The organism is Alteromonas sp. H02 (assembly GCF_059682525.1).
The window spans coordinates 3,543,242-3,566,870 of record NZ_CM185021.1 but is presented as its reverse complement, the minus strand read 5'-3'; the positions used below and the strand labels follow the sequence as shown (position 1 = coordinate 3,566,870).

General features: G+C 50.3%; 24 protein-coding genes. All 24 read left to right on the top strand.

All coding sequences use genetic code 11. From position 1 onward, the window contains the following. Positions 1 to 24: 24 nt before the first annotated feature. The 24 genes from fliL (at position 25) to AC566Q_RS16430 (ending at position 23,506) form a co-directional block, all read left to right on the top strand. Positions 25 to 555: a flagellar basal body-associated protein FliL gene (gene fliL / locus AC566Q_RS16545; protein WP_499608292.1), complete on the top strand. Its 531-nt coding sequence runs from the start codon at positions 25 to 27 to the stop codon at positions 553 to 555. Between the two features lie 12 nt (positions 556 to 567). Then, entirely contained in the window at positions 568 to 1,626 is a 1,059-nt protein-coding gene (gene fliM / locus AC566Q_RS16540) for a flagellar motor switch protein FliM (RefSeq protein WP_499608289.1), read from the top strand. Positions 1,627 to 1,660: 34 nt separating this feature from the next. Continuing rightward, complete coding sequence (gene fliN, locus AC566Q_RS16535; RefSeq protein ID WP_105933526.1) at positions 1,661 to 2,071, top strand: flagellar motor switch protein FliN; 411 nt, start codon at positions 1,661 to 1,663, stop codon at positions 2,069 to 2,071. Beyond that, the gene (gene fliO, locus AC566Q_RS16530) at positions 2,031 to 2,522 is read left to right on the top strand and encodes a flagellar biosynthetic protein FliO (protein ID WP_105933527.1); all 492 of its coding nucleotides are present in this window, start codon (positions 2,031 to 2,033) and stop codon (positions 2,520 to 2,522) included. The genes fliN and fliO overlap by 41 nt, the downstream gene beginning before the upstream one ends. A gap of 1 nt (position 2,523) precedes the next feature. Continuing rightward, a complete protein-coding gene (gene fliP, locus AC566Q_RS16525) occupies positions 2,524 to 3,273 on the top strand; it encodes a flagellar type III secretion system pore protein FliP (RefSeq protein WP_499617532.1) in 750 nt (249 codons plus the stop codon). Positions 3,274 to 3,277: 4 nt separating this feature from the next. Next, positions 3,278 to 3,547: a flagellar biosynthesis protein FliQ gene (gene fliQ, locus AC566Q_RS16520; protein ID WP_499608286.1), complete on the top strand. Its 270-nt coding sequence runs from the start codon at positions 3,278 to 3,280 to the stop codon at positions 3,545 to 3,547. Further along, on the top strand, positions 3,548 to 4,330 hold the full coding sequence (gene fliR / locus AC566Q_RS16515; RefSeq protein WP_296046612.1) for a flagellar biosynthetic protein FliR: 783 nt from the start codon (positions 3,548 to 3,550) through the stop codon (positions 4,328 to 4,330). 15 nt (positions 4,331 to 4,345) lie between these two features. Then, positions 4,346 to 5,470, top strand: coding sequence for a flagellar biosynthesis protein FlhB (flhB, locus tag AC566Q_RS16510; RefSeq protein ID WP_296046614.1), 1,125 nt, complete (start codon positions 4,346 to 4,348; stop codon positions 5,468 to 5,470). A gap of 177 nt (positions 5,471 to 5,647) precedes the next feature. Continuing rightward, the gene (flhA, locus tag AC566Q_RS16505; protein WP_105933532.1) at positions 5,648 to 7,750 is read left to right on the top strand and encodes a flagellar biosynthesis protein FlhA; all 2,103 of its coding nucleotides are present in this window, start codon (positions 5,648 to 5,650) and stop codon (positions 7,748 to 7,750) included. A 33-nt stretch (positions 7,751 to 7,783) separates the two neighbouring features. Further along, positions 7,784 to 9,139 (top strand): flagellar biosynthesis GTPase FlhF, encoded by a 1,356-nt coding sequence (flhF, locus tag AC566Q_RS16500; protein WP_499608282.1) that lies wholly within the window; start codon positions 7,784 to 7,786, stop codon positions 9,137 to 9,139. Beyond that, entirely contained in the window at positions 9,136 to 9,996 is an 861-nt protein-coding gene (locus tag AC566Q_RS16495) for a MinD/ParA family protein (RefSeq protein WP_105933534.1), read from the top strand. Before flhF ends, AC566Q_RS16495 begins: the two co-directional genes overlap by 4 nt. Position 9,997: 1 nt before the next feature. Then, on the top strand, positions 9,998 to 10,726 hold the full coding sequence (locus tag AC566Q_RS16490) for an RNA polymerase sigma factor FliA (protein ID WP_123326531.1): 729 nt from the start codon (positions 9,998 to 10,000) through the stop codon (positions 10,724 to 10,726). Positions 10,727 to 10,770: 44 nt separating this feature from the next. Beyond that, positions 10,771 to 11,154, top strand: coding sequence for a chemotaxis response regulator CheY (gene cheY / locus AC566Q_RS16485; protein ID WP_105933536.1), 384 nt, complete (start codon positions 10,771 to 10,773; stop codon positions 11,152 to 11,154). Positions 11,155 to 11,188: 34 nt separating this feature from the next. Next, the gene (locus tag AC566Q_RS16480; protein ID WP_105933537.1) at positions 11,189 to 11,938 is read left to right on the top strand and encodes a protein phosphatase CheZ; all 750 of its coding nucleotides are present in this window, start codon (positions 11,189 to 11,191) and stop codon (positions 11,936 to 11,938) included. A gap of 12 nt (positions 11,939 to 11,950) precedes the next feature. After that, positions 11,951 to 14,206, top strand: coding sequence for a chemotaxis protein CheA (locus AC566Q_RS16475; RefSeq protein WP_499608274.1), 2,256 nt, complete (start codon positions 11,951 to 11,953; stop codon positions 14,204 to 14,206). A gap of 27 nt (positions 14,207 to 14,233) precedes the next feature. Next, a complete protein-coding gene (locus AC566Q_RS16470) occupies positions 14,234 to 15,406 on the top strand; it encodes a protein-glutamate methylesterase/protein-glutamine glutaminase (RefSeq protein WP_499608272.1) in 1,173 nt (390 codons plus the stop codon). 31 nt (positions 15,407 to 15,437) lie between these two features. Then, complete coding sequence (locus AC566Q_RS16465) at positions 15,438 to 16,205, top strand: ParA family protein (protein WP_499608269.1); 768 nt, start codon at positions 15,438 to 15,440, stop codon at positions 16,203 to 16,205. Between the two features lies 1 nt (position 16,206). After that, entirely contained in the window at positions 16,207 to 16,971 is a 765-nt protein-coding gene (locus AC566Q_RS16460) for a chemotaxis protein CheW (protein ID WP_499608265.1), read from the top strand. Positions 16,972 to 16,989: 18 nt separating this feature from the next. Then, positions 16,990 to 17,478 (top strand): chemotaxis protein CheW, encoded by a 489-nt coding sequence (locus AC566Q_RS16455; RefSeq protein WP_105933542.1) that lies wholly within the window; start codon positions 16,990 to 16,992, stop codon positions 17,476 to 17,478. Between the two features lie 24 nt (positions 17,479 to 17,502). Then, a complete protein-coding gene (locus AC566Q_RS16450; RefSeq protein WP_499608262.1) occupies positions 17,503 to 17,919 on the top strand; it encodes a DUF2802 domain-containing protein in 417 nt (138 codons plus the stop codon). A 359-nt stretch (positions 17,920 to 18,278) separates the two neighbouring features. Beyond that, on the top strand, positions 18,279 to 19,217 hold the full coding sequence (gene metA / locus AC566Q_RS16445) for a homoserine O-succinyltransferase MetA (RefSeq protein ID WP_499608258.1): 939 nt from the start codon (positions 18,279 to 18,281) through the stop codon (positions 19,215 to 19,217). Positions 19,218 to 19,220: 3 nt separating this feature from the next. Further along, positions 19,221 to 20,276 (top strand): homocysteine S-methyltransferase family protein, encoded by a 1,056-nt coding sequence (locus AC566Q_RS16440; RefSeq protein WP_499608256.1) that lies wholly within the window; start codon positions 19,221 to 19,223, stop codon positions 20,274 to 20,276. 9 nt (positions 20,277 to 20,285) lie between these two features. Continuing rightward, positions 20,286 to 22,910: a methionine synthase gene (gene metH / locus AC566Q_RS16435; protein ID WP_499608253.1), complete on the top strand. Its 2,625-nt coding sequence runs from the start codon at positions 20,286 to 20,288 to the stop codon at positions 22,908 to 22,910. A gap of 5 nt (positions 22,911 to 22,915) precedes the next feature. Next, positions 22,916 to 23,506 carry a DUF938 domain-containing protein gene (locus AC566Q_RS16430; RefSeq protein WP_499608250.1) on the top strand — a complete coding sequence of 197 codons (591 nt, stop codon included), beginning with the start codon at positions 22,916 to 22,918 and terminating at the stop codon, positions 23,504 to 23,506. Positions 23,507 to 23,629: the final 123 nt, after the last annotated feature.

Below are 23,629 nucleotides of genomic sequence, written 5' to 3'. Positions count from 1 at the left end.
TGTGTATGTGAGAGTGGTTGGAAAATGGCTGAAGAAGAGTTACAGATTGAAGAAACCGGTGGTAAGAAAAGCAAGCTGATGCTGATCATCATTATCGCCGTAGTGCTGATTGGCGGTGGTGGTGCAGCGTACTTCTTCTTATTTGCCGGCGGTGATGAACCAACAGCAGCAGAGGAGCTGGCGGCCGAAGGTGGTGGCCAGGCGGCAGCGATGCCAGAGGCTAACGCCAGTGTTGGCACTGCCCTCTATGTAGCAATGCCGCGGCCGATTGTATTTAACGTGCCGGGTTCAGGCCGTGACAGACTGGTACAGATTAAAGTTCAGTTAATGGTGCGTGGTACCGATAACGAGGAAAAGGCAAAAACGCATATTCCTTTAATCGAAGGTACCTTGCTGCAAACTTTCAGCGCCAGCAACGCTGATGACCTGGTCACAGAGCCGGGTAAAATTGAGTTAAGAGACAATGCCCTGGAAGCGGTGCAAAATGCACTGAAGGACATTGCCGGTGGTGAAGTGGTTGAACGGGTACTGTTTACCGACTTCGTTATGCAATAGCAGGAGTTCGCTGTGAGCGATTTATTATCACAAGATGAAATTGATGCGCTGCTCCACGGGGTAGACGACGTCGAGGAAGAAGAAGTCGCCCATGAGCCGGGAGACTCGTCGGCGCTCGAGTATGACTTTTCATCACAGGATCGTATCGTTCGTGGCCGAATGCCAACACTGGAAATTGTTAATGAGCGATTCGCCCGGCATTTACGGGTGAGTCTGTTCAATATGATGCGCCGCAGTGCGGAAGTGTCGATTAACGGTATTCAGATGATTAAGTTTGGTGAGTACATTCATACCCTGTTTGTACCAACCAGCCTGAATATGGTGCGTTTCAGACCGTTAAAGGGCACCGGCCTGATCACTATGGAAGCGCGGCTGGTATTTATTCTGGTGGATAACTTTTTTGGTGGTGACGGCCGTTACCACGCGAAAATTGAGGGGCGGGAGTTTACGCCCACTGAGCGGCGGATTATTCAGATGCTGCTGAAAATCATCTTCGAGGATTACAAGGAAGCGTGGGCGCCAGTAATGGATGTGTCGTTTGAATATCTCGACTCCGAAGTTAACCCGGCCATGGCTAATATTGTCAGCCCCACGGAAGTAGTGGTGATCAGTTCATTCCATATTGAGCTGGACGGTGGTAGTGGTGACTTCCATGTGTCACTGCCTTACTCGATGCTGGAACCCATCCGTGAACTGCTCGATGCCGGTGTGCAGAGCGATAAGGAAGATACGGATCTGCGCTGGAGTAAAGCGCTGCGGGATGAAATTATGGACGTGCATGTGGAACTCAGCACGCACATGCTGGATTTTGAGGTGTCATTACGGGATGTCATGAACTTCAAGCCCGGCGATATTATCCCTATTGAAATGCCCGAGCATATTACAGTGTTGATTGAAGATTTACCTACCTTCCGGGCTAAGCTGGGGCGGTCGAGGGAAAATCTGGCCCTGAAGATTGCCGAGAAGATACCCAGACCTACCTCCGTGAAGTCTGAGTTACAGTTACTTACCCGCGGTGGCCGGATCATCGATAACGATGCCGAACTGCAGGTACTGGAAGAAGATTTATAGTCGCAAGACAGATTGAGAAATAAGAGGCGAGATCATGAGTGAAGAAGACGGTATGGACGATTGGGCCGCAGCCATGGCTGAACAGGCCGATGCTGAGTCCGAAAGCGAAGGGGGTGACGACGACGGCGTCCGCGTAGCTGAACTTGACGAACTGTCTGATGACGCGCCCATCACCCAGGAAGAGAAAAAGAAACTCGATACCATTCTGGATATCCCGGTAACCATTTCCATGGAAGTCGGTCGTAGTCAGATCAGTATCCGTAACCTGCTGCAATTAAACCAGGGCTCAGTGGTTGAGCTTGACCGCGTAGCAGGTGAACCGTTAGACGTTCTTGTAAATGGCACGCTGATTGCTCATGGAGAAGTAGTAGTGGTCAACGACAAGTTCGGGATTCGGTTAACGGATGTTATTAGTCAAATCGAGAGAATCAAAAAGCTCAGGTAAATTTCCTTTCAAAACAGGGGGATGCTTTGTCTCCCTGGTTTCAACCCTGTATTGTGCTGAGGCGCAGGCCGCCAACTCCATCACCAATCCCAGCTCGGTACTGTCAATTTTTCTATCATTGCTGCTGATTGTCGCGATTATATTTTCCCTCGCATATGTAATGCGACGGTTTAATGTCACTCCCGGCAGCTCCGGTCAGTTAAAAGTCATTGCCAGCCTGTCGGCCGGTGCCCGCGAGCGGGTTATGGTGTTACAGGTAGGCGATGAGCAACACCTGATTGGCGTGACCGCGCAAAACATCAATCACCTCAGCAAACTCGAACAGCCCCTGGAAAACGTGACCGGCAATGCCGCTGGCAGCGGTGGTGGCGCGGCTTTTAAACAAAAGCTGGTGCAGGCCATGGCGCAAAAAATGAATCCGGGTATGAAGGACAACAACGATGACAAATAGAATGAAAGCCATCGTCATACTCCTGTTGGGCGGTTTGTTGTTATCACTACCAGCCGTTGCTCAGCAAGGTATCCCGGCCGTTACCGTTACTAATAATGGCGATGGTACCCAGGATTACACCATGACCCTTCAGGCGCTGTTTATCATGACCGCGCTGAGCCTGATCCCGGCATTTATCATGATGATGACCTCGTTTACCCGGATCATCGTGGTACTGTCAATTTTGCGTCAGGCCATTGGTCTGCAGCAGTCACCCTCTAACCAGATTCTGGTTGGCGTGAGTCTGTTTTTGTCACTGTTCATCATGACACCGGTGTTTGATGAAATTAACGTTCGCGCATTACAGCCTTATCTGGATGAAGAGATGACCTCCATGGAGGCCTTTGAGCAGGCAAAAGGGCCCATGCGTGCCTTTATGCTGTCGCAAACCCGGGTCAAGGATTTAGAAACCTTTGTGTCGATTGCCGGTGAGGAAGACCAATACGCCGATCCAACCGAAGTACCGCTGAACATCCTTATTCCGGCCTTTGTCACCAGTGAATTAAAAACGGCATTTCAGATTGGTTTTATGCTGTTTATTCCATTTTTGATAATCGACCTGGTGGTCGCCTCGATATTGATGGCGATGGGGATGTTGATGCTGTCACCGATGATCGTGTCATTGCCCTTTAAACTGATGTTATTTGTACTGGTGGATGGCTGGAATCTGATTTTCGGCACCCTGGCCACCAGTTTCGGAATGGGAGTCTGACCCGATGAGCCCAGAGGTCTTTGTTGAAATCCTGCGTGAGTCTATGTTTATGGTGATCCTGCTGGTGTCGGCAGTGATCGTACCGAGCATAATTGTTGGCCTGGTGGTGGCAGTCTTCCAGGCGGCCACCTCAATCAACGAACAAACCATGAGTTTCCTGCCGCGCTTAATTGTTACGCTGCTGGCGCTGAGCTGGGGGGGAAACTGGCTGGTGCAGAAGCTGATGGATTTTACCTTCCATATGGTTGAGAAAATTCCGCAGGTGGTGGGCTAAATGGAAGTCGAACTGGCCGCCATTAATCAGTTTCTGGCTGATTTATTGCTGCCATTTATGCGTATCAGCGGGATGTTTTCCGCGATGGTTGGACTGAGCGCCAAGTCCATCCCGCCTCAGGTAAAAGCGCTGTTGGCGATGCTAATGACACTGGTAATAATGCCGGTGGTACCGCCTACACCTGTCACTCAAATGGTTGATTTAGGTACATTCGTAATTGGCATCCAGCAGTTGTTAATTGGCATTGCCGTGGGCTTTTTATCAATGATGGTGCTCAATACCTTTGTGCTGGCCGGGCAGGTCATTGCAATGCAAACCGGCCTTGGTTTTGCCAGCATTGTGGATCCGGTAAATGGTATTAACGTGCCGGCGGTAGGCCAGTTTTATCTGATACTGGCTACGCTGTTGTTCTGGGGCATGGACGGACACCTGGCCATGATCAGAATGATCGTGATGAGCTTTGAAGCATTTCCCATTGGCGAAGCCTGGTTTGCCGCAGAACAACTCCGTGATATTGCCCACTGGGCTGGCTGGATGTTTGTGGCGGCATTAACCTTGTCTCTGGCTCCGATTGTTTCGCTGTTAATTGTTAATCTGGCGTTCGGGGTTATGACCAAAGCCGCGCCACAGCTCAATATCTTCAGCATTGGTTTTTCCATCGCGCAGATAATGGGCTTAATTATTATCTGGTTAACGCTGGATAATTTTTCTACTCACTTTGCTAATCAGTGGCAACGGGCTCAACAGTTTATGTGTGAGCTGCTACTGATTTGTCCAAGCTGATAAGGCTGAGCGACGATGGCTGATTCTTCAGAAAAAACAGAAGACCCCACGGGAAAACGAATACAGGATGCCCGCAGCAAGGGGCAGATTGCTCGTTCCAGAGAGCTCTCCACCACACTGGTGCTGGTGGCGAGTAGTCTGATGCTGTTGCTGTTTGGCAGTTTTATCGCCGAAGCCCTGTTTGCCATTTCTGGGCGGATGTTTACCCTGTCGCGGGACGAAACCTACGATCCCACCCACATGTTTTCCGCCTGGGGTGTGGCTATCACCGAAGTCAGTACGCCGGTACTTTCATTTATGTTTGTTTCAATGATTGCCGGTATCTATGGCTCTATCGCATTGGGTGGCTATAACTTTACCTGGTATTCTGCCGCGCCTCGCTTCTCCAAGCTTAATCCACTAAGTGGTATGAAGCGGATGTTTGGCATAAACGGCCTGGTGGAACTGTTAAAAGCCTTTGCCAAGTTTATTGTTATTGGCGCTATGGCGCTGATATCTCTGTCTTTATTTCAGGATGAAGCGCTGCATCTCGATCAGGAAATATACCCGCTGAATATCTTCCACGCGTTGGATATGATTGAGTGGGCCTTTTTCCTGCTCACCCTCGGCATGGTGCCTATTGCGCTATTTGATGTGCCGTATCAGTCGTATAAGCACAATGAACAAATGAAAATGACCAAGCAGCAGGTAAAGGATGAACGCAAAAACTCAGAAGGTGACCCACAGGTAAAAGGGCGCATCCGTAAATTGCAATATCAGGCAGCAGCACGGCGAATGATGCAGGAAGTGCCTAAAGCTGACGTAGTTGTTACCAACCCGACTCATTACTCTGTGGCGCTCAAATATGACGAGCATGGTGTGCGGGCACCGGTGGTTATCGCCAAGGGCTCGGATGAGCTGGCCATGCATATCCGAAAAATTGCCACCGCTCATGATGTGCCACTCATCCCTTCTCCCATGCTGACCCGGGCTATTTATTACACCACCGAAGTGGATGAAGAAATCCCGCATAAATTGTTTATGGCGGTTGCCCAGGTATTGGCATACGTATTCCAGCTTAAGAAATACAAAGCTGGTAAAGCCAAACGACCTAAACCCCTGTCGCATAACCTGCCGATCCCTCCTGATATGCGTTATTAATTCCGGCTATCTCATTATCCTGACGGGCCGCTAGTCGCTGCCTGTCAGGCCCCCAAAATCAGTGTTGATGACAATTTGAGCACTTAAGCCGCAGACACAAAAAGCTGGCACGGGGATTGAAGTAGTCTCTGTAAGCGAATTTTAGTGTCAAAAATCGGTGATTGAGAACGTCTCGTTATGGTGTTAACAGAATATCTGCAGCGTGTTGATAAAACCCGGCTTCAACAGTTAAGTCAGGGCTTAGGCGTACCTCTGGTTCTGCTGGCCATTATGGGTATGGTAATTTTGCCCATGCCGCCGATTTTGCTCGACGTACTATTCAGCTTCAACATCGCACTGTCACTGGTAATTATTCTGGTTGCGGTACTGACCAACCGGCCGGTGGACTTTGGTATCTTCCCGCTGGTCCTGCTAATTGCAACGGTATTACGTCTTGCCCTCAATGTCGCGTCGACCCGGGTGGTCTTGCTGTATGGCCACGAAGGGGGCGATGCTGCCGGTAAAGTTATCGAAGCATTTGGTGAAGTGGTGATTGGCGGCAACTACGCTGTGGGTGTGGTTGTCTTTGCTATCTTGCTGATTATTAACTTTAAAGTAGTTACCGCTGGTGCCGGACGTATTTCCGAAGTAGGGGCTCGTTTTACCCTCGACGCCATGCCGGGTAAACAAATGGCTATCGATGCCGACCTCAACGCTGGCTATATCGATCAGGACGAGGCTCGCCGTCGTCGCGAAGATATCACCGCTGAAGCCGACTTTTACGGTTCTATGGACGGTGCGTCAAAATTTGTAAAGGGCGATGCCATCGCCGGCCTGTTCATTATGCTTATTAATATCGTCGGCGGCCTGTTTATCGGTATGATTCAGCATGATCTGTCTTTCGGCAATGCGCTGGAGGTCTACACCATCCTGACCATCGGTGACGGTCTGGTGGCACAGATTCCTTCATTACTGCTGTCAGTGGCCACCGCCATTATTGTGACGCGTGAAAATGAAAGCCAGGAAATGGGCAGCGAGATTACCACCCAGTTGGGTAACAAAAAGGCGCTGTATATTTCTTCCGGGATCCTGTTTGTTATGGGTATTGTCCCCGGTATGCCTCATCTGGCCTTCCTCGGCTTTTCGGCGCTGGCCGGCGGCTATGCGTACTATCAAAGCTATGCTGAAAAACGCAAGGCTGAGCAACCAGCCCCTCCGGTAGTCAGCGATAACCCTGAAGACAATGTACCGGCAGAGATTAAAGAACTGGGCTGGGATGACGTTCAGCACGTGGATACCATTGGTCTGGAAGTCGGCTACCGTTTAATTCCGCTGGTGGATAAAACCCAGGGCGGCGAATTACTGACGCGGATTAAAGGGGTGCGTAAGAAACTGTCCCAGGAACTGGGCTTTTTAATCCCGCCGGTGCACATCCGCGATAATCTCGATCTCGATCCTAACGCTTACAACATTTCCATGCTCGGTGTGACCATTGGCGATGCCGAAGTCAGCCATGACGAAGAGCTGGCGATTAATCCTGGCCAGGTTTTTGGCAAGCTGGAGGGACGGGCTACCCGTGATCCAGCCTTCGGCCTGGATGCGGTGTGGATTAAGCCAGCGCAGCGTGAGCATGCGCAAACCCTGGGTTATACCGTGGTTGATGCGGCGACTGTGATTGCAACCCATCTGAGCCAGTTATTAACCAACAATGCTTATCAACTGCTGGGCTTTGAAGAAGTGCAGCAACTAATGGATATGCTGGCCAAACATAATCCAAAACTGGTTGAAGGGCTTATCCCGGATCTGTTGTCGCTGGCAACCGTGGTAAAAGTCCTGCAAACCTTGTTGTACGAGGGCGTGCCTATTCGTGACATGCGTACTATCGTACAGACGCTGACTGAGTATGCCCCGAAGAGTCAGGATCCTGACGTATTGGTCTCCGCCGTTCGCATTGCCCTGAAACGCTTAATCGTGCAGGAAATTAACAGCGGTGGAGCAGAACTGCCGGTGATCACTTTGGCACCTGAATTAGAGCAGATGTTACATCAGTCATTACAGGCTGGCGGCGATGATGGTGCCGGTATCGAGCCGGGGCTGGCTGAGCGCCTGCAACAGTCGTTGCAACAGGCTGGTCAGCAGCAGGAACTGGCGGGTGAGCCAGCCGTATTATTAACATCGGGCATGTTACGCCCGGTATTGTCGAGATTCTTAAAGAATGCAGTGAGTGGCTTGCATGTATTGTCGTACCAGGAAATCCCGGATGATAAGCAGGTACGCATTGTTTCGTCCGTCGGTCAGTAATCTGACAGGCACCCTGATACCTAAGAGGTCATTATGAAAATTAGACGATTTTTTGGCAAAGACATGCGTGAAGCATTAAGCCAGGTAAAAAATGAACTGGGTAGTGATGCGGTGATCATGTCAAACCGCAAAGTGGCCGACGGCATCGAACTGGTAGCGGCCTACGATAAAGAGCCGGTCGCTAAATTATCGGTACCGCCTAAACCCAAAGCGCAGGTAGCTAAGCAAAGCGAAGGTGGTTTGCCGACCTTGAGTGAAATTATTGGTGATGATGGTCCGGATACCCTGCGTGCTCTGCTGGAGAAGCAGGCTGAGCAGAAGGCCGCCGTTGCCCAGCGCGTTGAAGCAGCCAATGCGGAAGCGGAAAAACGCGCGCCTGCTAAACCCGCTCCTGAGGTTGCCCCGGCTAAGCCGGAAACCCCGGTATTTGATGTCGAAAACGAAGAAACCGAGCTTAGCGGTGGTAGTAGCCTGGCCGATATTCGTGCTGAAATTGCCTCACTACGCAATGTCTTGCAGTTCCAGTTGGCTGATATACAACAACAGCAACACTCGCGGCTTAAACCGCAGCAGCGTTACCTGCTTCAGCAGCTTTGCGACATGGGCATCAGCCAGACGCTGGCAGCCCAGCTGGTAACTTATACCCCGGCCGAGTGCAACGAGCGTGAAGCCTGGTTGTATCTGCTAAAACTATTGTCCAATCGTCTGACCACTAACAACGATGATATTCTTACCCAACAGGGTGTGGTGGCGTTGGTCGGGCCAACCGGTACCGGCAAAACCACTACCATTGCCAAGCTGGCTGCCCGTTATGCACAAAAGTACGGTGCCGACCAGGTTGCTCTGATTACAATTGATACTTATCGCATTGCTGCCTATGAGCAGTTAGCTACCTACGGCAAAATAATTGGCTGCCCGGTTCGTAAAGCGCAGTCTGGTGAACAATTAGCCGATTTGCTGTTCCAGTTACGTAATAAACGCCTGGTACTGATTGATACCGCAGGCTTTAGTCAGCGCGATAGTCGCCTGATCAGTCAGTTGGCTACCTTCGGCCAGGTGAGCGGTCAGCAGGTAAAAAACTATTTAGTTGTGCAGGGTAACACGCAACAGGCTACACTTAAGCACATAATAAATGCCTATAAGAGTATTGATTTGCAAGGATGTATCATCACTAAGCTGGATGAGTGCTATAGTTTAGGTGAGGTGATCAGTAATGTAATTGAAGCGCAGTTGCCAGTCAGTTATGTTGCCGATGGCCAACAGGTGCCTGAGGATATTCATGTTGCTAATGCAAAATCTATAATCTCTTTAGCAGCAAAGCTTTATAAAAAGTATGGTTTGAATCATACTAATAGCAGTTCCGATGTAAACACAGCACAGGCAGTATGATTGAAGACCAGGCGAGTAGCTTACGAAAGATGAATCAATCACGATTAATCAAGGTAATAGCCGTAACTGGCGGAAAGGGCGGAGTAGGGAAAACCAACGTTACTCTGAACACCGCTATTGCAATGGCAAAACAGGGCAAAAAGGTCATGGTTCTGGATGCAGACCTTGGCCTGGCCAACGTAGACGTGATGCTGGGATTACGCGTAGAGAAGAATCTGTCTCATGTGTTGTCCGGCGAATGCACGCTTGACGAAGTACTGGTAACCGGTCCGCATGGGATCAAAATTGCCCCGGCGACCTCCGGTACCCAGTCGATGACCGAGCTGTCGCCCACTCAGCATGCGGGGCTCATTCGTGCATTCAGTGAACTGCGTTCGCAAATCGACGTGCTTATTGTCGATACGGCCGCGGGTATTTCTGACATGGTGCTGAGCTTTTCAAGAGCATCCCAGGACATTCTGGTAGTGGTATGTGACGAACCCACCTCACTCACTGATGCCTACGCACTTATCAAGATCCTTAACCGCGATCACGGCATTTTCCGTTTTAAGATAGTGGCTAACATGGTCAGGGACGTGCGTGAGGGGCAGGAGTTGTTCAGTAAGTTGTCGAAAGTTACCGGTCGCTTCCTCGACGTGGCGTTGGAATTAGTGGCAACTATCCCCTTTGATGAAAATATTCGCCGGGCGGTTCGTAAACAAACCGCCATTGTTGATGCATTCCCATCATCTCCGGCATCGGTCGCCATTGGTCAACTGGCTACAAAAGCACTGACCTGGCCTATCCCGGCGCAGCCTGGCGGACACCTTGAGTTCTTCGTCGAGCAATTGATCGCGTCGAAGGTGGCAGGGAGATAGCGTGAATAGCAAAGCTGCAGCGTACAAACAACAAACCGATAAAGCGCAGCTGGTTGAGCGACATGCTTCTTTAGTTAAACGTATTGCTCACCATTTAATGGCGCGGCTGCCAGCCAGTGTAATTGTTGATGACCTGATCCAGGCCGGTATGATTGGCCTGCTTGAGGCGGCGAAAAACTTTGATGGCAGTAAAGGAGCCAGTTTCGAAACGTTTGCCGGAATTCGCATCCGTGGTGCCATGCTGGACGAAATTCGCAAGGGTGACTGGACACCCCGGTCGGTCCATAAGAACGGCCGGGCCATTTCTGATGCGATCTCCCAGGTAGAGCGTGAAACCGGGCGGGATGCACGGGATGTTGACATTGCTGCTAAACTCAATGTGTCGCTGCCCGAATACCACCAGATGTTATCAGAGGTCAATGCCGGCAAACTGGTTGGTATTGAAGACTTAGGCGTGTCTGAAGACGTGATAGCGACGGATGAGTCGCGGGGCACGGATTCACCGCTGGAAGATTTAATGCAAGGTTCATTTCAAAAAGCGCTGGCGCATGCTATTACTACATTACCAGAACGTGAAGCGATCGTACTATCCTTGTATTATGACGAAGAATTAAACCTGCGGGAAATCGGCGAGGTTCTCGAGGTAAGTGAATCACGGGTCAGTCAAATTCACAGCCAGGCGATGTTAAAACTTAAAGCGCGCATGCGGTCCTGGCAGACTGGTGAGTAACATTAACTATACTAACAATATGACTATCCTCACTGGAGGCAATTTTGGATAAGAATATGAAAATTCTCGTGGTAGATGATTTTTCTACGATGAGACGTATTATCAAAAACTTACTCAAAGATCTCGGCTTTTCCAATATTCAGGAGGCCGATGATGGAAGTACTGCGCTGCCAATGCTGCAGCAGGGCGACTTTGACTTTGTAGTAACCGACTGGAACATGCCTGGCATGCAGGGGATCGACCTGCTGCGCGCGATTCGTGCTGACGATAGCCTGAAGCATCTACCGGTACTGATGGTGACTGCCGAGGCGAAAAAGGAACAAATCGTAGCAGCCGCCCAGGCGGGTGTTAATGGCTACGTAGTTAAACCGTTCACTGCCGCTACACTAAAAGAAAAACTAGAAAAGATTTTTGAACGTTTAGGTTAATCCAGTAACGTGTTTAACCGCCGAGGACAACTGGATGACTGAAAATAAGAAAGTCCCCATTACGCTGGATGAAGCGAAGCAGTTGGTTACCTTTCTGGAAGAAGGTGATACCGATTCTGCTAATGCCCTGCTTGACGCTGTCACCATGAAAGAGTCTGTCGAATTATTCGCTGAGGTGGGTAAGCTTACCCGTCAGCTGCACGACTCATTAAATAATTTTCAATTGGATGAACGGATTGCCGGTTTGGCAAACGAAGATATCCCGGATGCGCAAACCCGATTAACCTACGTTATTGAAGAAACCGAAAAAGCGGCTAATACTACAATGGATGCTGTTGAACAGAGCATGTCGATTGTGGAAACCATGAAAGGGCAATTAGACAGTCTGATGCCTGAGTGGAAAAAATTAATGAACCGCGAAATCGAACTCGACGAATTTAAATCCATGTGTCTTGACCTGGATAAACATCTTGAGTCTTCGTTGACAGATGCCGATAAGATGATGGGGCTACTCACCGAAGTGCTGATGGCGCAAGGGTATCAGGACTTAACCGGTCAGGTTATCCGGCGCGTAATAGAGCTGGTTAAAGAAGTAGAAGACAGTCTGGTCCACATGCTTACTGTGTTCGGCGGAGCAGAAGTGACAAAAGCTGCCAAAACATCGCAGCCGAAGGTCGAAAAAGCAATTGTTGCTGAAGGGCCAATTATTGATGCCGAATCGCGCGACGATGTGGTGTCTGGCCAGGATGATGTGGATGACCTTTTATCCAGCCTGGGTTTTTAGGGGAGCGGATACATGTCTTTTGATGTCGATGAAGATATATTGCAGGATTTTCTGGTTGAAGCCGGAGAAATTCTTGAGCAACTCCAGGAGCAGTTAGTCGAGCTGGAGAACAATCCAGAGGATAAGGACCTTCTCAATGCTATATTCCGGGGCTATCACACGGTAAAAGGTGGTGCCGGATTTTTGTCACTGACCGAACTGGTCGAGATTTGCCACGGTGCGGAAAACGTTTTTGACGTTATGCGCAATGGCCAGCGTTCTCTTACGCCGGAGCTCATGGATACTATCCTGCAAGCCACCGACGTTGTGGTCGAGATGTTTGAAAAGGTCAAAATGCGCGAGCCGCTGGAACCGGCTGACGCGGCGCTGGTTGAAACACTGCATAAACTCAGTAATCCCGAAACACCCGGAGAAAATATCTTTGGCGACACTCAGGAAGAAGCGCCCGTTGCCGAACCCGAACCTGTTGTAGAAGAAGAAACGTTCGAACTGGAAGAAGATACCGCTGCTACAGAAGACCCAGCAGAGCTGATTGAAGACATCACAGAAGATGAGTTTGAAGCGTTGCTGGATGAACTGCATGGCACCGGTGGAGCACCGGGCGCATCGGCCACTAAAGCGCCAGCTCCGGCTCCTACACCAACACCTGCGCCTACAGCCAGCAGTGGCGGTGAGGAAGACATTACCGACGATGAGTTTGAAGCGCTGCTCGATGAGTTACACGGTAAGGGCCAGTTTGGCGGCGAAGCTGCTGCACCTGCTACCCCGCCACCGGCCAGTCCGGCTCCGGCCGCAGAGTCGGCAGGCGATGAAGAAATCTCTGATGACGAATTTGAAGCCTTACTCGATCAATTACATGGTCAGGGTAAAGGTCCGGGTGTTGGCGCACCCAAAGCAGACAAACCGGCTGAGAAGCCACGGGTAAAAGTCGAAAACAAGCCACCCGAACCGGCTAAAGCCGAAACGCCAGCGGCCAAACCGGCAGCTAAGGCGCCTGCGCCAGCCAAAGCCGAAAGTAAGCCGGCTGCAACGGCTAAAGCAGCCGAACCTGCTGCCAAAAAAGAAGAGAAAAAAGCTGCACCTGCTGCGCCACAGCCAGAAACAACGGTACGGGTGGACACCCGCCGTCTTGACCAGATTATGAATATGGTTGGTGAGCTGGTACTGGTGCGTAACCGACTACTGAGTCTGGGCATTAGCATTAACGATGAATCAATGTCCAAGGCCATTGCTAACCTGGATGTTGTGACTGGCGACCTGCAGGGGGCTGTAATGCAAACGCGCATGCAGCCAATCAAGAAAGTATTTGGTCGCTTCCCCCGGGTGGTAAGGGATTTGGCGCGTAGCCTGAAGAAAGAAATTACTCTTGAACTGGAAGGCGAAGAAACCGATCTGGATAAAAACCTGGTAGAGGCACTGGCCGATCCGTTGGTTCACCTGGTGCGAAACTCAGTGGATCACGGTATCGAAATGCCCGATGACCGTCAGGCAGCCGGCAAACCCCGCATGGGTAAAGTTAAGTTGTCAGCGTCTCAGGAAGGGGATCATATCTTACTGGTCATCGAAGACGACGGTAAGGGGATGGACCCTGACAAGCTGAAAGACATTGCGATTTCCCGCGGCGTGCTCGATGCCGATGCGGCAGCGCGTATGTCAGATGTTGAAGCGTTTAATCTGATCTTTGCGCCAGGGTTTTCAACCAAAACGGAAATCAGTGACATCTCTGGCCGTGGCGTTGGTATGGACGTGGTGAAAACCAAGATCAACCAACTCAACGGTACCGTGAATATTGATTCACAGCTTGGTCGTGGTACCCGCCTTGAAATCAAGGTACCGCTGACGCTGGCGATTCTGCCAACATTGATGATCGTGGTAGGCAAACAGACCTTTGCGTTACCGCTGGGCGCGGTTAGCGAAATCATTAACATGGATATTAAAAAGACTAATACCGTTGATGGTCAGTTAACCATGATAGTGCGTTCTAAGGCGATCCCTTTGTTTTTCCTTGGCGAATGGCTGATCCGTGGCCCTAAAAATATTGAGCGCGACAAAGGTCACGTGGTTGTGGTGCAAATGGGTACCAAGCAGGTGGGCTTTGTGGTGGATGCCTTAATCGGTCAGGAAGAGGTGGTGATTAAACCGCTGGATGCCTTACTGCAAGGTACGCCTGGTATGGCCGGGGCAACCATTACCTCAGACGGTGGTATTGCACTGATTTTGGATATTCCGAGCCTGCTTAAGCGATACGCCCGCAAAGCGATCAAGTAACGGCGTAGAGAAGAGGATTGTTATTGAATGGCTTTTAAAGTCCTGGTTGTTGACGATTCCAGCTTTTATCGCCGTCGGGTCAAAGATATTCTGAACGAAGACCGATCACTGGAAGTGGTCGGTGAAGCCGCCAACGGGCGCGAAGCCGTAGAAAAAGTCAAATCGCTGCGTCCGGATGTGGTCACTATGGACGTAGAGATGCCGTTGATGGATGGCATTGAAGCGGTCAAGCGGATAATGGCCGAATGTCCGGTGTCGATTATCATGTTTTCTTCACTGACCCATGAAGGTGCTAAAGCCACGCTGGACGCACTGGAAGCCGGCGCGGTGGATTTTCTGCCCAAGCGTTTTGAGGATATCGCCAAAGATCGCAGTGATGCGGCAACGCTGTTAAGAACTAAAGTGCGCTTGCTGGCGCGCCGTGCTCCGGTTGCATCGCTTCGACCTCGGCCCACGCCGCGCCCCGGCAGTCTGCTGAAAAAAGCCCCGCCGGCACCCGCTAAACCGGCGCGACCGATGCCGTCTAATGCGCCTAGATCGACCTTTGTCAGAAGCTCAACCCTGCTTAGTGGTAGTCAGGATGGCGCTGAACCGGTTGTGGTGTCGCAGGTTCAGCGCAGTGGCAAACGCTACCGGTGTCTGGCAATTGGTGCTTCAACCGGCGGCCCTGTTGCGCTGCAAAAAGTGTTAACCCATTTACCTGCGCGATTTCCTTTTCCAATCTTTCTGGTTCAGCATATGCCGGGTACCTTCACCCATGCATTTGCAGAACGGTTGAATCAGCACTGTCAGATTCAGGTCAAAGAGGCTGAACATGGCGAGGTTGTGCAGGCAGGCTGTGCCTATCTGGCGCCGGGCGGTAAGCAAATGGAGGTCGAAAAGCGCGCCGGTCATGCTTATATTGTGATCAAAGAGGTAAACTCTTCGGATATTGGTTACAAGCCCAGTGTGGATATCACCTTTAACAGCCTGTCACAAATTTATGGTGGCGATACCCTGGCGGTCATTCTGACCGGTATGGGGGCCGATGGCCGCGAAGGATGCCGGACACTCAAGTCGCTCGGCGCGAAGGTCTGGGCGCAGGATAAAGACAGCAGCGTGGTGTATGGTATGCCACAGGCGGTAACGGTCGACAGACTTGCCGAAGTGAATATTGACATTAATGACATTGGTGAATGCATTAAAACCGAAATGTCCTGATCAATAATTACTGGCAGGCGGGAGAAAAGCGTTGAAAATTTGGACCATAGCCAATCAGAAAGGTGGCGTCGGCAAAACAACGACGACAGTCACTCTGGGAGGAATACTGGCAAAGCGTGGTTTTAACGTTTTATTGGTAGATATGGATCCGCATGCCTCGCTCAGCTATTACTTCGGCATTGATTCGGAAGAGCTTTCCAGTTCAGTGTACGACATTTTTGCTAATCCTTCCGGCTTAAGTGACGATAAGGTACTGGACTGTTTATGTCCCAGTAAACTCGACAGCCTGTTTATTTTACCGTCCACCATGGCACTGGCCACCTTAGATCGGTCGCTGGGCAACCAGATTGGTATGGGGCTGGTACTGAAAAAGGCACTGCAACAAATTGAGTCGCAATTCGATTACGTGCTGATAGATTGTCCGCCGGTACTCGGTGTCCTTATGGTGAATGCGCTGGCGGCGTGTCAGAAAGTGATTGTGCCGGTGCAAACTGAGTTTTTAGCGCTGAAAGGGCTCGACAGAATGATGCATACGCTAAAAATTATGGGTAAAACCCTGTCCCGGGATTTTGATACAACCATAGTGCCGACCATGTTCGATCGGCGTATCAACGCGGCTATAGCAGCCCAAAAGCAATTGCTGCTGGACTACAAAGAACGGATTTGGAAAGGTATGATACCGGTGGATACCCGATTCCGCGACGCCAGCCAGATACAGGCGCCGGCGTCCATAGTGTATCCCAAAGCCCGTGGCGTGTTCGCTTACGAGAAACTACTCAACGTCCTGGATAGTGACTAATATGAGCAAAGATACACCGTTTGCTAAAGAAGAGGTGATGGAAGAATACCTCAGCAGTTTGTTACGCGATGCCGACGATCCGGCAGACGTAACGGCGCGCACCGCCAAACTGTTAGAAAAGGCAACGGTAGAGCTGACGCCGGAAGTACCGGAAGCGACACCTCCACCGGCATCTCCTCCAGTCAGCGAGCCGGTTGAAACCGAACAGGAGGTTGCCGCCGAAGAAGTCATCGCTGAAGTGAAAGCAAGCGTTGAGGAGAAAGCCTCGGTACCGCCACCTGAAGTGCCTTTAAAACCCCTTGAAGAGCGTCTGGATAATGCTTTCCAGGCACTGTTTTTTGAGGTGGCCGGTTTAACACTGGCTGTGCCACTGATCACTCTGGGCGGTATTCATAACCTGGCCAAGATTGGTCCGTTATTCGGGAAACCCGCGTGGTTTATGGGTGTTATGCTGCATCGGGAAGAAAAATTAAGCGTTGTGGATACCGCGCAATGGGTTATGCCGGAAAAATACGATCAAACTCTGGCGGATAAGCTAAACTATCAGTATCTCATTATGTTAGGTGATAGTTCGTGGGGATTAGCCAGTGAAAAACTGGTGAATACGGTGACCTTAAACAAGGACGATGTAAAATGGCGTCAGGCGAATGCAAAGCGTCCCTGGCTCGCCGGTATGGTAAAAGATAAAATGTGTGCATTGTTGGATGTTGATGAACTAATATCAATGCTGAATAACGGCTTGGGCAGTAAAGACCAGGTACTATAGTCAAGTGGAGCCAAGTGCATGAGTGATGACAGAAATAATAACGCAGGCAATGTCGACGATCAGGTATTGCAATGGGTAACCTATCGGTTAGGCGATGAAACCTACGGCATTAATGTAATGCAGGTGCAGGAAGTATTACGTTATTCTGAGATCGCTCCGGTGCCGGGCGCTCCGGATTACGTACTGGGTATTATTAACCTGCGTGGTAACGTGGTAACCGTTATTGATACCCGTGCTCGCTTCGGGTTACCACCGGAAGAAGTCACCGATAATACCCGCGTGGTCATTATTGAGTCTGATGAACAGGTGGTGGGTATTCTGGTAGATAGCGTTGCTGAAGTGGTTTACCTGAAATCGTCAGAAATCGACAGCGCGCCAAACGTGGGCACCGAAGAAAGTGCTAAATTTATCCAGGGGGTCAGTAACCGCGACGGTGAACTGCTTATTCTGGTTGATCTCAATAAACTTCTCAGCGACGAGGAATGGGACGAGTTAAGCAGTCTGTAATCAAAACGGCCATTCTTTCTTCACATGGAAGTTAATCTGTCTTTATTGATAGCCGGTGCTGCTTTATGCCTTTCGGTGCTCTTTACCATCGTCCTCTGGATTGTCAGTCGTCGCAGTAATGCACGACTGACCGAAGCGTTGGCTCAGCAACAACAGCAACTCAGCGCCCTTAAAAAGCAACTCCATATCAACGCCAGCACGCTTGAAGAGATTCAGGCGCGCAGTCTGGTAGTGGCCAAAAATACCGAACAAACCGAAGCGGCACTGGCTGCTCTACAACAGCAATTTAGCGCCTTAGGCGAGCAGGATCCCGACAGCCGTCTGTATCAGCGTGCCGCTGAAATGATCCAGTCGGGAGCCAGCGCCGAAGAAGTCATGCACAACTGCGATCTGCCCTTAGCGGAAGTCCAGTTGCTGATGAACATCCATCAGCCCAAATAGGCTGACCTTCACTCCCCAGGATGACGGTAACGGCAATATTGAAAATATCGAACGCATTGCCTTGCAGATAAATGGTGCTTTTGTTGCTGATGAGGACAGCGAAATCCTTTTTGAGCGCATTGATGCTGACTTCCCTTAATCCTTTTTTAAGGCAATAAACTAAAGCCCCGCTGGTCGGGGCTTTTTACTGATCGCTGCAAATTCAGCCACATTCACCGGCAAGGAGGCGATAAATCACTTACACTTCGGGTAGCATCGCTTTGGATATAGCTAAACGTTTAGACGTCTAGACGTAAAGATGTTGACATTGGTCAAACTTTAGCGACAATAGCTGCATAACCACATTGCCCGGAGTTGCCATGCCAATCAGGATCCCAGAAAATCTGCCCGCACAAAACGTATTATTGGGTGAGAATATTTTCACCATGGATAGTCAGCGAGCGGCGAGTCAGGATATTCGCCCCATGGAAGTGGCTATTCTCAATTTGATGCCGAATAAAATAGAGACTGAAGTTCAGTTATTAAGGCTCCTTTCCAATACGCCGCTGCAAATCAATGTGGACTTAATCCGAATCAATGATTTAACCCCCAAACATACGCCTCAGTCGCATATGGATGCGTTTTATCATGACTTCAGTGATGTAGTAGAGAAGCGTTACGATGGTCTGATTGTTACCGGCGCACCGCTGGCCTTGCTCGACTACGAAGACGTGAATTACTGGGATACCATGAAAACCATTCTGGAATGGGCGAACCGGCACGTGCAGTCTACCTTATACTTATGTTGGGCTGCCCATGCCGCAATGTATCACTTTCATGGCATTCAGCGCATATTGCGTGAAGAAAAACTGTCTGGTGTATTTCATCACCAGGTGAACGATCCTCTCAACGAACTGTTACGGGGGTTCGACTCTGAGTTTTATGCGCCACATTCCCGCTATGGTTACATTGATCCGGCCGATTACAATAGTATTCCCGGCCTCAGTGTGATTGCCGAGTCAGCTGAAGCCGGGGCTTACGTAGTGGCGTCGGATGATAAGCGGATGGTATTTATTACCGGCCATCCGGAATACGATCCGGAAACACTCAACGACGAATACGTTAGAGATCTTAACGCTGGCTTAGAACCAAAAATTCCGTGTAACTATTATCCGGGTGACGACCCGGGCAAGCCTCCCGTGGTAAGATGGCGCGCACATGGCAGTTTGCTGTTTACCAACTGGATAAACTACTACGTTTATCAGACAACGCCATACGATTTAAACCAGCTGGTGGAAAAAGACCAGCGCAAGAGGTAGCACGTGAGCCGATACACAGACAAACAGATATTTGATCTGGCCGCCAACCGCATTCTAATCCTGGATGGTGCCATGGGTACCATGATCCAGCAACACAAGCTTGAAGAGGAAGACTATCGCGGTGAACAATACAAAGACTGGCATTGCGACATCAAAGGCAATAACGATCTGTTGGTAATCACCCAGCCGGACATTATTTACGATATTCACTGTCAGTATCTTGAGGCCGGTGCGGATATCATCGAAACCAACACCTTTAACGCCACCACGATCTCTATGGCCGACTACGATATGCAGGCGATTTCCAGAGAGATCAATGTGGCCGCAGCGCAGTTGGCCCGCAAAGCGTGCGATGAATACACCGCGAAGAATCCGGATAAGCCACGGCTGGTAGCCGGTACCATCGGCCCGACCAGCCGAACGGCATCGATCTCTCCGGACGTAAACGATCCGGGTAAACGTAATGTGACGTTTGATGAGCTGGTGGAAGCCTACAGTGAGAGTTGTGAAGCGCTGATTGAAGGCGGTTCCGATCTTATTCTGATTGAAACGATCTTTGACACGCTGAACGCCAAAGCCGCTGCTTTTGCTGTTGAAAGCGTTTTTGAGAAACTCAATCTGCGATTGCCCGTCATGATTTCTGGCACTATCACCGATGCCTCCGGGCGCACGTTGTCGGGTCAGACAGCCGAAGCGTTTTATTATTCCATGCGCCATATTAAACCGGTGTCCTTTGGTCTCAACTGTGCTTTAGGGCCGGATCTGCTGCGCCAGTATGTGGAAGAAATCAGCAATGTGGCCGAATGCCTGGTATCGGCTCACCCCAATGCTGGCTTGCCCAATGAGTTTGGTGAATACGATATGGAAGGGCCGGAAATGGCTGAGCACATTCAGGAATGGGCTGAGTCCGGGTTGGTAAATATTGTGGGCGGTTGTTGTGGCAGCACGCCGGATCATATTCGCGACATCGCCAATGCGGTGGCCGGCGTACCGCCGCGTGAAATTGTTAAGCTTGAGCCGAAGATGCGTTTATCCGGCTTAGAACCTTTCGTGCACTGAGGAATAGTTGTGTCTGCAGAATTTTCCAGTTTTATTAATATCGGTGAGCGCACGAATGTCACCGGTTCTGCCAAATTCAAACGTCTTATCCTCGAAGGCGATTACGAAACGGCACTCGACGTAGCCCGTCAGCAGGTAGAAAACGGCGCGCAAATTATCGATATCAACATGGACGAAGCTATGTTGGATTCGGTCGAGGCCATGCAAACCTTTCTTAATCTGATTGCCTCAGAACCCGATATCAGCCGGGTGCCGATTATGATTGACTCATCAAAATGGGAAGTCATTGAAGCCGGTCTGAAATGTGTGCAGGGCAAGGCGATTGTTAACTCTATCAGCCTTAAGGAAGGTGAAGAGAACTTTATTCATCAGGCTAAACTAATTAAGCGTTACGGTGCGGCAACGGTCGTCATGGCGTTTGATGAAAAAGGCCAGGCCGATACCAAAGCGCGTAAGATTGAAATTTGTCAGCGCAGCTATCAGGTACTGCTCGAAAAAGTCGGTTTTGCGCCGGAAGACATCATTTTCGATCCGAATATTTTTGCCGTGGCCACCGGGATTGAAGAACACGACAATTACGCGGTGGACTTTATTGAAGCGACCCGGGTGATTCGTCAAACCTGTCCTCATGTACACGTGTCTGGCGGTCTGTCGAATATCTCGTTTTCGTTTCGCGGTAATAACCCGGTACGTGAAGCCATGCACTCGGTATTTTTATATCACGCCATCCGCGCAGGTCTGGATATGGCCATTGTTAACGCCGGCCAGTTGGAAGTGTACGATGAAATTCCAGAAGAACTGCGAGACGCCGTTGAAGACGTTATTCTCAACCGCCACAGTGAAGCTACAGACAAACTGCTTGAGCTAGCGCCTAAATACCAGGGTGATGGCAAGGCCGTGGTGAAAGAAGACCTTGCCTGGCGCGATCTGCCGGTTAATAAACGACTGGAACATGCGCTGGTAAAAGGCATCACCGATTTTATCGAAGACGACACCGAAGCCGCTCGTCAGGCAGCAGATAAACCGCTGCACGTTATTGAAGGGCCGTTAATGGACGGCATGAACGTGGTAGGCGACCTGTTTGGTGAAGGTAAAATGTTCCTGCCTCAGGTGGTCAAATCTGCCAGGGTAATGAAAAAAGCCGTGGCTTACCTGCAACCTTACATCGAAGCCGAGAAGTCTGAAGATACCAAGAGTAACGGCAAGATCCTCCTGGCTACGGTAAAAGGCGATGTCCACGATATTGGTAAAAACATTGTAGGGGTAGTACTGCAGTGTAATAACTTCGAAGTGGTGGATATGGGCGTCATGGTGCCCTGTGCAGCCATTTTGCAAAAAGCCAAAGAAGAAAGCGTCGATATGATTGGTTTGTCGGGGCTGATTACACCGTCGCTGGATGAAATGGTGCACGTGGCCAAAGAAATGGAACGGCTGGATTTCGATCTGCCACTGCTGATTGGTGGCGCAACCACCTCTAAAGCCCATACCGCGGTAAAAATTGAGCAAAATTATCATGCACCGGTGGCTTATGTACCTAATGCCAGTCGCGCGGTAGGCGTTTGCCAGAGACTGCTGAACAGAGAATCCCGCGATATCTACGCCAAAGAACTGGCTAAAGAATACGATATCGTACGCGACCAGCATGCACGTAAAAAGCCACGTTCCAAACCGGTGACGCTGGAAGAGGCCCGTGCTAACGCGCATGTGCCGGATTTTAGCGTGCCGCCGGTAACGCCGAACAAGCTCGGGGTAACCGCTGTTACGGCGGATATTGCCACCTTGCGTGCGTACATCGACTGGACGCCGTTTTTCCTCACCTGGTCACTGGCCGGTAAATACCCGCGTATTCTTACCGACGAAGTGGTAGGGGAGCAGGCCCAGTCGTTATTTGATGATGCCAACGAAATGCTCGATAACCTCATTGCTAACGGCGGGCTGGAAGCAAAAGGTGTTGTGGGTTTATTTCCGGCCAATCGTCAGGAAGACGATGTGGTGATTTACACCGATGAGTCACGTACAGAAACCCTGGGCGTGTCCCATCACCTGCGTCAGCAAACGCAAAAGCCTAAAGGGGCTAATTACTGCTTAAGCGATTTTGTGGCACCAGCGGGCTCTGGCATCAAAGACTATATAGGTGCCTTTGCGGTGACCGGTGGTATCGGCGAAGATGAACTGGCGGCCCGGTATGATGCCCAGGGCGATGATTACAACGCCATAATGGTCAAAGCCGTGGCAGATCGTCTGGCCGAAGCATTCGCCGAGTATCTGCATGAGCGCGTACGTAAGGCGTTCTGGGGATATGCCCCGCAGGAGAACCTGGATAACGACGCGCTGATCCGCGAAAAATATCAGGGTATCCGCCCGGCGCCCGGTTATGCGGCTTGCCCGGAACACACTGAGAAACAGCTAATCTGGGATTTACTCGACGCCGAGAAACATACCGGTATGACACTCACCGAAAGCTACGCTATGTGGCCGGGTGCTTCTGTTTCAGGCTGGTATTTTTCTCACCCCGAAGCCCGCTATTTTGCGGTGGCGAAAATTCAGCCGGATCAGCTGGAAAGTTATGCCGAGCGTAAAGGCTGGGATCGGCAAACAGCCGAAAAATGGCTGGCGCCTAACCTCGGCGATTAACGGTTATGTCCAAGCCCTTTAGTCAGGCCTGTGAAAACAACAAAGCACCGATTTTAGCGGTGCTTCGTGAGGCTTTTGAACAGGCCGGTAAAGTGTTGGAGATAGGCAGCGGTACCGGGCAACACGCGGTACACTTTGCTGAGGGGTTGCCCCATCTGCACTGGCAAACCAGTGATGTGCCAGTACATCATCAGGGCATTAATGCCTGGGTTAACGAAGCAAATTTGCCAAATCTTGCCGCACCAATCCCGCTTCATATTGGCCAGGATAGCTTTCCCGAAAATGGCTTTGATGCGGTTTACTCAGCCAATACGGCGCACATTATGTTTGCTCATGAAGTTCAACAGATGATGGCGGGGATTGCTAAATTATTACCTGCTGGCGGTGTATTTTGTCAGTATGGCCCGTTCATTTATAAAAACGCTTTTTCCAGTGCCAGTAATGAAGCTTTTCATTACAGCTTGCTGGAGCGTGGACTCGGCGGCTATAAATCTATCGAAGAGTTATTGTCCTGGGTAGGCAATTCCATGCAACTGACTGATATAATTGACATGCCGGCCAACAACCTCTGTCTTATCTGGCGCAAACAGGGCTAATTGTTGCCAGACATCTCACGATGATCCCATGCTCGATTAGCGCTTAAGGTTCAGGTTTCGCTGACGATATAATTAATATTGCGAAACGCCTGATATTAAACTAATTTTTTAAGTAAAGAATGC